Here is a 12790-nt window from a genome sequence, read left to right as displayed (position 1 = left end):
ACAAATGACGAAACCGGCGCACAGATTGCATGAGCACTGGCCATTGCCGTTAAACTGAAGTTTTGGCGCAACCACTCGGTTGCGGGCGCGTTTGTGAGCAAGGGCATCGATTGGAGGGATAGATTCGTCAACAGTTCCAAGCACAAGCGCCCGGATTACGAAACTCGCTGCGGTGCGCTGGCTCGCGCTGTGGTTATGCTTGGGAACCTGTTCCAGCTGCTCGGGAGCCCAGTCGGCGCTTGATCCGGCCGGAGAGGAAGCGCGCCAGATCGCCGACCTTTTCTGGCTCATGGCCATTGCTGGCGGCCTTATCTGGCTGACGGTCATCGGTCTTCTGGTCCACGCGACACGTCATGAGCGCACTCCCATAGACGAGCGTGTTGCAAGCCGGCTGATTTTCTGGGGCGGGGCAGCCATTCCTTCGCTACTCCTCTTTCTCTTGCTAGGCTATGCGCTTTGGTTGATGCCTGGACTGAGACCTTTCGCACGAGCCGGCGAAGCCAATGGTCTCAGGATCGAAGTGACCGGTGAGCAATTCTGGTGGCGGGTCGCCTACCACCCGGCTGGCGGCGGAGTTCCTATTCTTTCCGCCAACGAGATCAGGCTGCCGGTTGGCGAGCGCGTCGAGTTCTTGCTGAAAAGCACCGACGTCATCCATTCCTTCTGGATTCCTGCGCTCGGTGGCAAGATGGACATGATCCCGGGTCGCGTGAATCGGCTCTCGTTGCTGGCGACCAAACCTGGCACCTACCGCGGCCCTTGCGCGGAATATTGCGGGACCTCGCACGCGCTGATGACCTTCACGGCCGTCGCCATGCAGCCCGCTGCCTTTCGGGAATGGCTGGCTGTGCGGGCGAACCCTTCGCCCGGCGCATCCTTGCCCGGACGCGACATATTCCTTCGCAACGGCTGCGGCGCGTGCCACCGCGTTGCGGGCACACAAGCTGAGGGTGGTGTCGGCCCGGATCTCTCGCATATGGGTTCGCGGGGAACGATTGGTGCCGGCGTTTTGCCCACCGACGATGAGGCCGTTCGTAGCTTCATCGCCCATCCGCATTTGATCAAGCCGGGTTCGAAGATGCCCGACTTCAACATGCTGTCCCAACAGGACATCGCCGAAATCGCCGCCTGGCTGAAGGGGCTCGAATGACAACCCTCAAAGCCCGCATCAAGCGAAACGCCTTGCCCTCCGCAGAGAAGATCGAGGAAGAACAGCTGCGCCTCGTCTGGAAGACGCCGATCGGCTGGCGTTACTGGACTTCGGTCAACAATACGCAGGTTGGCCTCTGGTACGGGGGTGCGGCCTTTGCCTTCATGCTGTTTGGCGGCGTTCTGGCGCTTCTTGTGCGCACGCAACTCGCGGTTCCGGGAAACAATTTCCTCTCTGCCGACTTCTATAACCAGGCCTTTACTCTGCATGGCACCGTGATGATGTTCCTGTTTGCCGTGCCTATCTTCGAGGCCGTCGCGATCTTTCTGCTGCCGCCAATGCTCGGTGCGCGTGAACTGCCATTTCCCCGTCTCGGCGCCTTCGGCTTCTGGAGCTTTCTGATCGGCGGTGTCTTCGTTTGCGGTTCGATCTTCTTCGACGCCGCTCCCTCTTCAGGCTGGTTCATGTATCCGCCTCTTGCCACTGACAAGGCATATTCCGGCATTGGTGCCGACATCTGGCTGCTGGGCCTCTCCTTTATCGAAGTCGCCTCCATTGCTGCGGCGGTCGAACTGATCGTCGGCATCATGAAGTGCCGTGCGCCGGGCATGCGCATCAACCTAATGCCACTGTTCGCCTGGTACCTGCTGATCGTCGCGGGCATGATCCTCTTCGCTTTTCCGCCGCTGATCGCCGGCGACATCCTGTTTGAGATGCAACGCATGTTCGACTGGCCGTTCTTCGACCCGACGCGGGGCGGCGACCCACTGCTGTGGCAACACCTGTTCTGGATCTTCGGGCACCCCGAGGTCTACATCATCTTCTTGCCCGCCATCGCGCTGATGGCGATGATCGTGCCAACCTTTTCGCAACGTCCGATCGTCGGCTACTCCTGGATCGTGCTTGCCGCTGTCGGCACCGGCTTCCTATCGTTCGGCCTCTGGGTCCACCACATGTTCGCTACCGGCCTGCCGCAGATCTCGCTGGCATTCTTCTCGGCCGCCTCGGAAGCGGTCGCGATTCCAACCGGCGTGCAGATCTTCGTCTTCATCGCCACCATGCTGGCCGGACGTGTCATCTTCTCGGTGCCGATGCTGTTCGGCGCCGGCGGGCTCGCTATCTTCGTCATCGGCGGGCTGACCGGCGTGATGGTCGCGCTCGTTCCGTTCGACTGGCAGGCGCACGATACCTATTTTATCGTCGCACATCTGCATTACGTGCTGATCGGTGGAATGCTGTTCCCGCTGGTCGCCGGCGTTTACTATTATTACCCGCTGATCAATGCGCGGATGCTCTCGCCCCGTCTCGGGCGCACCGCCTTCTGGCTGATGTTTGCCGGCTTCAACGTCGCGTTCTTTCCGATGCATCTCAGCGGCCTGCGCGGGATGCCGCGCCGCGTCTTCACCTACCCCGAGGGGATCGGTTGGGACTGGCTGAATCTCATCTCCACGATCGGCGCCTATGTTTTCGCGGCAGGGGTGCTGGTGGTTGTCTTCGATGTTGTACGGCCGAAGCATCGCGAACCCCGCAGCGAGCAGAATCCGTGGAAGGCGGGCACGCTCGAATGGCTGAACGAGCCCGAGGAGAACTGGGGCGTTCGATCCATTCCGATCATCGAGAGCCGGTATCCGCTTTGGGACCAGGCGGATCTGATGCAAAAGGTCAATGAGGGCGCCTATTATCTTCGCAGTGCCAAGGAGAATCGCCGCGAGACGCTCATCACCTCGGTGCTCGACGCCCATCCGCTACAGTGCCAGCGCGTGGCGACATCAACCACGATCACAATAATCTCGGCCGCATTGCTCGGCGGGGTCTTCGTCGCGCTCACCTTCGAACTCTGGATCCTCGCCCTATTGTCGGGCATCGGCACGCTCTCTGCCGTTCTGTGGTGGCTCTGGACCGGCACCGGCGAAACCCCGGAAAAGAAGACCAAGGATGTCGGCCTTGGATTGCGCTTGCCGCTCTATGCCTCCGGTCCGGATTCTGTTGGCTGGTGGGCGATGTTCATTACAATGGTTGGCGACGGAACTGCCTTCGCCAGCCTCATCTTCGGCTATTTTTTCTACTGGACCATCCATCCCGACTTCACTCTGGGGCAGCCGGGTCCCGGTATGCGGTGGCCGATGATCGCGCTGTCTCTCTTCGTCGCCGCATGGGTCGCGATGCTTGGTGCGCGCCGACTGAACGCAAGCGGGTGGATCGACGGCGCACGCGTTGCGCTTGTTGCTGCGTTTCTGCTGACGCTTGCTGCCTCTGCAGCCGGTTTTGCCGGACCCTGGCAGCATGACATGCAGCCGACCGCGCATGTCTATCCGGCGATCGTCTGGATTCTCGTCATCTGGGCGCTTGCTCATGCCGCGGTCGGATCCGTCATGCAGCTCTATTGCCTTGCGCGCAGCCTCGCCGGTCGCCTGACGCGGGAGCACGACATGGAACTGCACAACGTCGCGCTCTACTGGCATTTTATGGCGATCACCGCTGTCATCACCTTCGCCGTCATCGGTCTTTTCCCGGAAGCGATGTGAGACGGTGATGCGCATCATTCCCAAAGAGGTCGAAACGCTCTGGACGCTCTTCACCGCGCCCGTGATCTGGGCCGGACATTTCCTCGCCTGTTACGCACTGGCCGCAATCTGGTGTGCCAAGCGCGGTGACCTCGGTTTCGCTGTCGTCCAGGCTGGCATAGTGGCTATGACGCTGGCGGCACTCGCGATGATCGTCTTGTCCGGCTGGCTCGCCTGGAGGCAGTGGGGCTTCGGCACGAACGACCCGCCGCACGACGATCCCACAGCGACGGACCGCAACCTCTTCCAGGGGTTTGCCACGCTACTGCTTTGCGGCCTGAGCTTCGTCGCCGTGCTCTACGTGGGGCTGCCGCTGCTCTTCATCGACGGATGCTCCTCATGAGGACGGCAAGCCTGTTGCTGGGCTTCGTCACCCTCGCGCTGGTCTGGGCGGGACCGCTGCTCGATGCGTGGCGTGGCTCGTTCGCGGCTCACATGCTTGCCCACATGGGCGTCGTCGCGATTGCGGCGCCGCTGATAGCAATCGGTATTGCCAGAACGATACGCTCCGTGGTCACCGCCGCTCCCCTTATCGCCTCTCTCGTCGAACTGATTGTCGTCTGGGGCTGGCATGCGCCGGCTGCGCGCCAGTGGGCCGAGACATCGACCATCGCCACCATGATCGAGCAGGTGTCCTTCCTTGGCGCCGGGCTGTTCCTGTGGCTGACGTGCATGGCGCCGCGCAATGCCGATGCGCCGGCTAGGGACGCTGCCGGCGCCTTCGCGTTGCTCCTGACCTCCATCCACATGACGTTGCTTGGCGCGCTGCTCTCGCTCGCCTCGCGACCGCTCTATGGCCTCGGCGAAGTGACGTGCTTCGGCCTCGTGCTCGGGGCGGGGCAGGACCAGGCGCTCGGCGGCATCATCATGTTGATGATCGGCGCTGCCGTTTACCTCGCCGGAGGCGTCTTCCTGCTTGCCAGGCTCCTGAGCGGCAAAACCGAGAGGCTGGCCGGCTGATGCACGTCAACTGGAAACACTTGGCGATAGGCTTGGCGATCTTGCCGGCCGCGGTGCTTTTCGCGACCTGGATCGGCTTCTTCAACGTTGGTGCCTCGACCGGCCACTGGAAGGTGACCGAATGGTTCCTGCACTTCGCGATGCGCTCGGCCGTGCGGACATACGCACTCACGGTCAAGGTGCCGGACGAGCTGCCGCGCTACGCTATTCAGCCGGCTGCCGGCCATTTCGCGCGCGGCTGCGCCATCTGCCACGGTGCGCCCGGCGAACCGCGGTCGCCCGCCGTCCTTGCGATGCTGCCGCAGCCGCCGGACCTTGCCGGCAAGGTCGGCGAATGGACGGACGCCGAACTCTTCCGCATCGTCCAGCACGGCGTGCGCTTCACCGGCATGCCGGCCTGGCCGACGCAGCAGCGCGACGATGAAGTCTGGGCGATGGTCGCCTTCCTGCGCGAACTGCCGATGATGGACGAGGCGCGGTGGCGCGACCTTGCTTATGGCAGTAGCGAACCGTCGACTGGCCAAACACAAGGCCTCGAACGCGCACTCGCCGACTGTACCCGCTGCCACGGCACGGACGGGCTCGGCCGGAGCCCCGCAACGCCCGTCTTGGCCTCTCAGCGCGAAACCTATCTTCTTGAGAGTTTGAGAGCCTACGCTACCGGCCACCGCCAGAGCGGTGTCATGGGAATTTCTGTCACCGCTGTCGACCCTGCACTCCTCGCCGATCTCGCGCGGCATTTTTCCGCGCTGCCTGCGCCTGCAACGTCGACGCAACCGGACCGTGCCCGGATCGCGCGTGCCGATGAGATCGCGCGACGCGGCATCCCGGAGCGCGACGTTCCGGCATGCCTGGGTTGCCACGGTCGTCCGGACCGCAACCCCATCTATCCGGAACTGTCCGGACAGCCCGCCAAATACATTGCGACCCAGCTCGAGCTTTTCCGCGAGGAAAAGCGCGGCGGCACGCGCTTCGCCCAACTGATGCGCAACGCTGCTAAAAACCTCTCGGACGAAGATATTGCCGCATTGGCCGCCTATTTCGCGCAAATGTCGCGTGCCGCCGCAACCGGAACGCCCTGATGGCGTTACGTCACTGTCCCAATCTTCGGGAATATCCAATGCGAAAAATTCTGGGCGTCTTACTCGTCATTGTCGCCTTCGTCATAATCGCGGGGGCGGGCTTGTTCTTCTTCTCCCGCGAACAGGCCACCGTTCCGATCGAGCAGACCTACGGTCCAAACCCGACGCTTGCCGAACCCAATCCGACCTGGATACCCACGGTCCACGTTGCCGAGGCGACCCCTTGGCCCCAAGGCAAGATGCCGGTCGCCGCCAAAGGCTTCGCCGTCAACGAATTCGCTGGCGGCCTCGACCATCCGCGCTGGCTGCACGTGCTGCCCAATGGCGACGTGCTGGTCGCCGAAAGCAATGCGCCACCAAAACCTGACGAAGGTTTTTCCATACGTGGCTGGTTCATGAAACTGTTCCAGAGCCGGGCTGGCGCCGAGGTGCGGAGCGCCAACCGTATCTCGTTGTTACGCGACGAGAACGGCGATGGCGTGGCTGAGACCAGGACAGTCCTCCTCAGCAGCCTCTTCTCGCCCTTCGGCATGACGCTGCTCGACGGCAAGCTCTATGTCGCCAATGCCGACGCGGTCGTCGCTTTCCCCTATCGCGATGGCGACGCCGAGATCACTGCTCCGTCCGAGAAGATCGTCGACCTTCCGGCCGGCCGCAATCACCATTGGACCAAGGACGTCATTGCCAGTCCGGACGGAACGAAGCTCTATGCCACCGTGGGCTCCAACTCCAATGTCGGCGAAAACGGCATGGAGGAGGAAGAAGGCCGCGCCGCCATGCACGAAATCGACCTCGCGACGCGGCAGACGCGGCTCTTTGCGTCGGGTCTGCGCAACCCGAACGGCCTCTCCTGGAACCCTGAAAGCGGGGAACTCTGGGCGGTCGTCAACGAGCGGGACGAGATCGGCAGCGACCTCGTTCCCGACTACATGACATCGGTCAGGGATGGCGCCTTCTACGGCTGGCCCTACAGCTATTTCGGCCAACACATCGATGTCAGGGCGGAGCCACCGCGTCCGGACCTCGTCGGCAAGGCGATCGTGCCCGACTACGCACTCGGGGCGCACACCGGGTCGCTTGGGCTCACCTTCAACACCGCCGACCTGTTCGGGTTGCACATGAAGAATGGCGCCTTTGTCGGCCAGCATGGTTCATGGAATCGCATGCCGCGAAGCGGCTACAAGGTGATCTTCGTGCCGTTTGCCGACGGCAAGCCGTCGGGGCCGCCGCAGGACGTGCTTACCGGATTTCTGAGCAACGATGACAAGGCATTCGGCCGTCCGGTTGGCGTTGCCATCGACCGAACTGGCGCATTGCTGATCGCGGATGATGTGGGCAACAAGATTTGGCGGGTTATCCCGGCGGCCGACTAGGCCGGCGCATCGCTTCGGCGCGTGGAAGGGTTGGGCTCATGCCAAAACGACCGAGGAGCCGAGCGGATCGGCGCCATTTTTGGCGGAACAGGGTTTCTCGGCCGCGGGCTCGCGCAAAGTTGCCTGGCGAAGAAGTTTCGGGTGCGCGCTGTGTCCCGCCATCCTCATCGCGCGAAACCAAACACGGCGACGACCGTGCCCAAGGTGCACGAGCCGGTCGAGGCCGATGCATGGTTCCAATTTGGCTTGCGGTTTGCGCGCCCAAGGCTGGTTTGATCAACTGCACACCAGGACCGTGACGATAACTGAAACCATCGCGAGCTCCGGCCCTTGGGCCAACGGCCACATAAGTTTATTCGTTTTTGACCAATACGCGCCGGCGGATTCCTGTAATCTTCAGAAAAACACCGGGCTAACCGGGGCCAACCAGAAAGGTCGGGGAATGAAATACGTCGTCGATACGATCGGCGGTCCCACAGGCGGTGATGCCTGGCAAGCCGCTGTTACCGAAGCCTATTTTCCGCTCGACACCGAGTATCGGAACCGTCGTGAATTTTCGGGCACGCTGGAAACCTTCTCGCTTGGGCTCGTCAGCGTGTCTAAAATGCGCTGCGATGCCGTAAGCTATCGCCGCCATCGCCGCCACTTCCTCAACGAACGTGACGCCAGCCTGCTCATCACCATCCCGGAGATGTCGGAGGTGAATTTCTCGCAAGGGTCGAGGACCGTCAATTGCGGTCCGGGGGGCTTCCTCGTTGAGAGGGGAGACGCGCCTTACGAATTCTGGCACGGCAAGCCAAACGCGCTGTGGGTCCTGAAGGTGCCATCGTCGAGCGTTCGGGCGCGGATCGGGTCTGCCGAACGGCTCAGTGCGCTCAGTTTCGACGCGACCCAGGGCGTCGCCGCGCTCTTCCTCGACACGGTGCGAACCACGATCGGCCATGTCGATGAGATCACTGAAGTCGCTCGTGAGATGATGGGCAGGCACATCCTGGAAATGCTGTGCCTGTCGATCGTGAGCGACGATCGCGTGCTGGACAGCAGCATCTCGTCGATCCGGGCCGGCCATTTGCATCGTGCCGAGCAGTATATTCGCGACAATCTGAAGAATTCCGGCCTCGGCCCGCAGGCGGTGGCCGATGCCTGCGGGATTTCCCTGCGTTACCTGCAGGTTCTTTTTCAGGACAGCAACCAGTCGATCAACGGCTTCATCCGCGACGCCCGGCTTGAACTTTGCGCCGAGGAACTGATGTCGGTGACCAACATCAGCAGCGTTGCCGAGATTGCTTACCGCTGGGGCTTTGCCGACCAGTCTCAATTCTGCAAGCATTACCGGACGCGGTTCGGTTGCGCACCGACCGATACCCGTCGCGAAGCAGCGAACCGGGCAGGCCGCGCTTCGACCTCAAGAGAGCGGCACTAGACCCGGCGAAATCCGGGTCAATTCCATAATCTATTGCGACGCCGCCCCGGCAAGGGCGGCGAAAGCCGGGCCTTGCCCGCAAATATCCCGCGAAGGAACTGTCATGAGCAGAATAAGAGTTGCCGTCGATGTCGGAGGGACTTTCACCGACATCTGCATCATGGACGAAGACAGCGGCGCGATCCGAATCGAGAAGACCGCCTCCACGCCTGACGATCCCATGCAGGCGATCATGAATGGCGTGGAGCAGGGCCGCATCGATCTTTCGGAGGTGACGCTGTTCTCTCATGGTACGACGGTCGCCACCAATGCGCTGATCACCCGCCGCCTGCCACGCACCGCAATGGTCTGCACCGAGGGTTTCCGTGATGTTGTCGAGATCCGCCGCGCCAACAAGGAAGACCTCTGGGACACCTACAAGGATGTCGCCAAGCCGTATATCCCGCGCCGCGACCGGCTGACAGTCCGCGAACGGGTCAGTGCCGAGGGCACGATCCTGGAAGCACTGGACGAAGAGGCCGCTCATCGCGTCGCGGAAATTCTCGTCAAACGGCAGGTCAAGTCCATCGCCGTCTGCTTCATGAACTCCTATGTCAACGGCGCCAATGAGCGCCGCATGCGTGAGATTCTGAAGGAGGCCATGCCGGATCTGCCGGTCTCGATCTCCTCGGAGGTGATGCCGGAAATCTTCGAGCACGAACGTTTTTCCACCACCATGGCCAACGCCGTCTGCGCCCCGGTCGTCGTCGATTACGTGTCGCGTCTCGGAGAAAAGCTTGCCGCCGCCGGATACAAACGAGATCTCCTGTTGCTGCACAGCGGTGGCGGGGTCATGACGCCCGCGAGCGTCAGGGATTTCTCGGCCCGGCTCGCGGGATCCGGCATCGCCGCCGGCGCGATCGCAAGCCGCTTCATCGGAAATCTCTGTGGCTTCCCGAACTCGATCGGCTTCGACATGGGCGGCACCAGCACCGACGTCTCGCTCGCATGGAACGGGGAGTCGCGCATCACAAAAGACTGGTACATCGAATTCGGATATCCGATCCGCTTCCCCTCCATCGAGGTGCTGACCATCGGCGCGGGCGGCGGGTCGTTGGCATGGCAGGACGAGGGCGGCAGCTTGCGCAACGGACCGCAGTCCGCCGGCGCCTTTCCGGGCCCGGCCTGCTACAAGAATGGCAACCGCACCGCCACCAACACCGATGCCAATGTCGTGCTCGGCCGTCTCGGCACCAGCCTTGCGGGCGGCAAGATCACCCTCGACCCCGCCCTGGCCGCCCAGGCGGTGCAGGAGACTGTGGCGACACCCTTCGGTATGGAACTCCACCAAGCGGCCGAGGCGATCATCGCCGTCGCCAACGCCAATATGGGCAATGCCGTGCGGCTTCTCTCCATCAGCCGGGGCTATGACCCACGAGACTTTGCGCTCGTCGCATTCGGCGGTGCAGGCGCTTTGCACGGAGCGGCCGTGGCGAAGGAGCTTTCGATCCCAACCGTGATCGTGCCGCCCAATCCTGGCGTCACCTCCGCGCTCGGTTGCCTTCTCGTCGACGTGCAGCATGATTTCTCCGAAAGCTTCATGGCCGATGCTTCGACGGTCTCGCCCGCCGAGATGCAGACGGCCTTTGTTCTGATGGAAGAACAGGCCGTTGAGCGCCTGACCCATGAGGGCGTGGCGCGCGAAGACATGGCGCTGCAGCGTACGGTCGAGATGATGTACCAGGGCCAGTGGCGATCGCTCGCGGTGTCAGCCCCGGCGCGGATCGAGAGCATCTGCTCGCTGATAGAGGCATTCCACAACGAGCACGAACGCGAGTTCAACTACCGCCGCGAAGAGGCGCCGGTGTCGATCTTCCGCATCGCGGTCAAGGCGATCGGCATCGTACCGAAAGCCGAGATGCCGCGGCATGAAGTCTTGCCTCATGTGCCCGAGCCGCTCGGCCGCCGCGGCGTCTGGTTCGACGGCGTATCTCATGATGCGGCTGTCTATGAACGCGACCAACTCAGGGCCGGCGCTGCCTTTGCGGGACCCGCCATCGTCGAACAGTTCGATTCCACCACCGTGGTTCCGCCGGGAATGAGCGCGACCGTCGACGGCTTCCTGAACATTCTCATCGTGACGAAAGGCTGAGACATGACAAAGCTGATTGAAACGAGCCCTGGCCTCGATCCGGTAACGTTCGAGGTGCTGAAGAACTCCTTCATCACCACCGTCGACCAGATGGCCGAACAGATGCTTCGCACCTGCTATTCCTTCGTCATCTACAACCGAGACTTTTCGAACGCCCTGCACGACGCCGATGGCAACTCCGTCGCCCAGGGCAACTACGACATCGCGGTCCATGTCGGCACACTGCACAACACGTGCAAGGAGGTGATCCGGGTCTTCGAAGGCGACATGGCACCCGGTGACGTCTACGCAATCAACGATCCCTATGCCGGCGGTACGCATTTCAGCGATGTTCGGCTCGTCCGGCCGATCTTCGACGAAGACAAACTGATCGGCTTCTCACAGTCGAACGGCCACTGGTCGGATCTTGGCGGCTCGGTGCCGGGTTCCTTCGACGTCACCGCCCGCGACATGTTTCGCGAAGGCCTGCGGATCACGCCGTTGCGCCTTTTCCAGCGCGGCCGCTTCTGCTCCGACGTCGCCAACATGATCGCGGCCAACACGCGCGATCCCGCATCGATCATTGGCGACATCCATTCCCAGGCGCAGGCGACGCAGGCCGCCGAGCGCGAACTGTTGCGGCTGGTCAAGAAGTACGGACGCGGCCAGGTCATGCGCGGGATGGAGGAGGTTCAGGACTACGTCGAACGTGCGGTGCGAAAGCGTCTCGCGGAGCTGCCCGACGGCACTTGGGAGACGGTCGACTACATCGACCGGGATCTCGGTGCCGGCGAAGGCATGATCCCGATCCGCATCAAGATGACGATCAAGGGCGACACGATCCACTACGATTTTACGGGAAGCCATTCGACCATTGCCTCGATGTACAATTCCGCCCCGGGCGCGACCTTCTCGGCCGTGGTCGCCGGCATGAAGACCTTCTTTCCGGACCTTCCACTCAACAGCGGGTTTTACCGGATGATCGAGGTGACCGCGCCAAAGAACAGCATCGTCAGCGCGGAATGGCCGGTGGCGGTGACCGGGTTCCTGATGCCGTTCGAAAAGATCATGAACGCGATCTTCGAGATGTGGTCGAAGATCATGCCCGAACGCGCTATCGCCTGCGCCTTCAACCTCGAATATCTGCTGGCCGGGGGACGGGACGCGCGCAAACCCGAAAAGCCGATCTTCATGTTCTACGAATGGCTGCCCGGCGGTTGGGGCGGGCGCAACGGCAAGGATGGTGCCGATGTCACCACCGCCTGCTTCGGAACTGGGCTGATGTCGCAGCCGAACGAAGGCAACGAGCGGGTGAATCCCACTCGGACACTCGAGTTCCAGATCAAGCAGGATTCAGCCGGGCCCGGCAAATGGCGGGGCGGCGTCGGCGTGCAGAAGACTTCGTTGCTGCTTGAGGCTGAAAATGCCGTCATGTCCTATATTTGCGACCGCGAGCGCGCTGTCGTCTGGGGTGTCGAAGGAGGCCTGCCGTCGATGCCCCACGGCTTGACCATGAAGCGCGCCGGAGAAGAGACCGAGATTTGGCTCGGCTCCGTATTCTCCGATTACTCCGTCCACACAGGCGATCAGTTCGCTCGTCCGACGGCCGGCGGCGGCGGTTTCGGCGATCCATTGGAGCGCGAGCCCCGCAAGGTGATGGAGGACGTGATCGACGACTACGTTTCCCTGGAGCGCGCCAGGACTGACTACGGCGTGGTGATCCGCGAAATCGACCGCGACCTGTGCCAGTACGAAATCGACGGGACGGCAACCGAAGCCTGCCGTGCCGACATCCGGGCGAAACGGAAGGACTGGGCACGCATGGATCCCGAGGAGGTCGCGCGCAAATACCGCTCCGGCGAGATCGATACGCTCGATGCGGTTCGGCACTATGCCGTGATCCTCGACTGGGAGACTGGCGAACTGCTCCCCAAAACCACCGCCCAGTTCCGGGAAAGTTTTGAGAAACGGACCGTCGCCCACTGGGTCTGAGCACTAACGAGCGCGCCGCAATCTTGCGGGCGCTCGCGGGATGCCCGAGTTATCTGTTTTTTCGATACGATATTCAAAGAATTACTATTTCACAGGAGCCTAAAGCTGGAGCAACAATGCTGCAGCGCCGCGAAAG

9 protein-coding genes are annotated in these 12790 nt (G+C 62.2%); all 9 read left to right on the top strand.

The features are described from left to right. Positions 1 to 172: 172 nt before the first annotated feature. The 9 genes from coxB (at position 173) to AC0L2U_RS20910 (ending at position 12654) form a co-directional block, all read left to right on the top strand. Positions 173 to 1150 (top strand): cytochrome c oxidase subunit II, encoded by a 978-nt coding sequence (gene coxB, locus AC0L2U_RS20950; protein ID WP_281061694.1) that lies wholly within the window; start codon positions 173 to 175, stop codon positions 1148 to 1150. Further along, positions 1147 to 3675, top strand: coding sequence for a cytochrome c oxidase subunit I (gene ctaD / locus AC0L2U_RS20945; RefSeq protein ID WP_127326898.1), 2529 nt, complete (start codon positions 1147 to 1149; stop codon positions 3673 to 3675). The genes coxB and ctaD overlap by 4 nt, the downstream gene beginning before the upstream one ends. Positions 3676 to 3682: 7 nt before the next feature. Beyond that, positions 3683 to 4057: a hypothetical protein gene (locus tag AC0L2U_RS20940; protein ID WP_127397622.1), complete on the top strand. Its 375-nt coding sequence runs from the start codon at positions 3683 to 3685 to the stop codon at positions 4055 to 4057. Next, positions 4054 to 4674, top strand: a complete 621-nt coding sequence (locus AC0L2U_RS20935; RefSeq protein ID WP_473602604.1) for a cytochrome c oxidase assembly protein — start codon at positions 4054 to 4056, stop codon at positions 4672 to 4674. The genes AC0L2U_RS20940 and AC0L2U_RS20935 overlap by 4 nt, the downstream gene beginning before the upstream one ends. A 41-nt stretch (positions 4675 to 4715) precedes the next feature. Next, positions 4716 to 5756, top strand: a complete 1041-nt coding sequence (locus tag AC0L2U_RS20930) for a c-type cytochrome (RefSeq protein WP_473602603.1) — start codon at positions 4716 to 4718, stop codon at positions 5754 to 5756. A gap of 38 nt (positions 5757 to 5794) precedes the next feature. Beyond that, positions 5795 to 7129: a PQQ-dependent sugar dehydrogenase gene (locus tag AC0L2U_RS20925; protein ID WP_473602601.1), complete on the top strand. Its 1335-nt coding sequence runs from the start codon at positions 5795 to 5797 to the stop codon at positions 7127 to 7129. Between the two features lie 226 nt (positions 7130 to 7355). Continuing rightward, positions 7356 to 8552: an AraC-like ligand-binding domain-containing protein gene (locus AC0L2U_RS20920; RefSeq protein WP_245481773.1), complete on the top strand. Its 1197-nt coding sequence runs from the start codon at positions 7356 to 7358 to the stop codon at positions 8550 to 8552. Between the two features lie 103 nt (positions 8553 to 8655). Next, positions 8656 to 10683, top strand: coding sequence for a hydantoinase/oxoprolinase family protein (locus AC0L2U_RS20915; RefSeq protein ID WP_127398407.1), 2028 nt, complete (start codon positions 8656 to 8658; stop codon positions 10681 to 10683). A 3-nt stretch (positions 10684 to 10686) separates the two neighbouring features. Beyond that, complete coding sequence (locus AC0L2U_RS20910) at positions 10687 to 12654, top strand: hydantoinase B/oxoprolinase family protein (protein WP_127380462.1); 1968 nt, start codon at positions 10687 to 10689, stop codon at positions 12652 to 12654. Positions 12655 to 12790: the final 136 nt, after the last annotated feature.

It is taken from the genome of Mesorhizobium sp. WSM4808, from assembly GCF_055811675.1.
The sequence above is the reverse complement of the archived record's forward strand: the minus strand, read 5'-3'. Positions and strand labels throughout refer to the sequence as shown.

Bases quoted from the DNA above. Each gene is read 5' to 3' on its own strand.
- ctaD (WP_127326898.1), top strand. From the start codon at position 1,147: ATGACAACCCTCAAAGCCCGCATCAAGCGAAACGCCTTGCCCTCCGCA.
- AC0L2U_RS20940 (WP_127397622.1), top strand. From the start codon at position 3,683: ATGCGCATCATTCCCAAAGAGGTCGAAACGCTCTGGACGCTCTTCACC.
- AC0L2U_RS20935 (WP_473602604.1), top strand. From the start codon at position 4,054: ATGAGGACGGCAAGCCTGTTGCTGGGCTTCGTCACCCTCGCGCTGGTC.
- AC0L2U_RS20925 (WP_473602601.1), top strand. From the start codon at position 5,795: ATGCGAAAAATTCTGGGCGTCTTACTCGTCATTGTCGCCTTCGTCATA.
- AC0L2U_RS20920 (WP_245481773.1), top strand. From the start codon at position 7,356: ATGCATGGTTCCAATTTGGCTTGCGGTTTGCGCGCCCAAGGCTGGTTT.
- AC0L2U_RS20915 (WP_127398407.1), top strand. From the start codon at position 8,656: ATGAGCAGAATAAGAGTTGCCGTCGATGTCGGAGGGACTTTCACCGAC.
- AC0L2U_RS20910 (WP_127380462.1), top strand. From the start codon at position 10,687: ATGACAAAGCTGATTGAAACGAGCCCTGGCCTCGATCCGGTAACGTTC.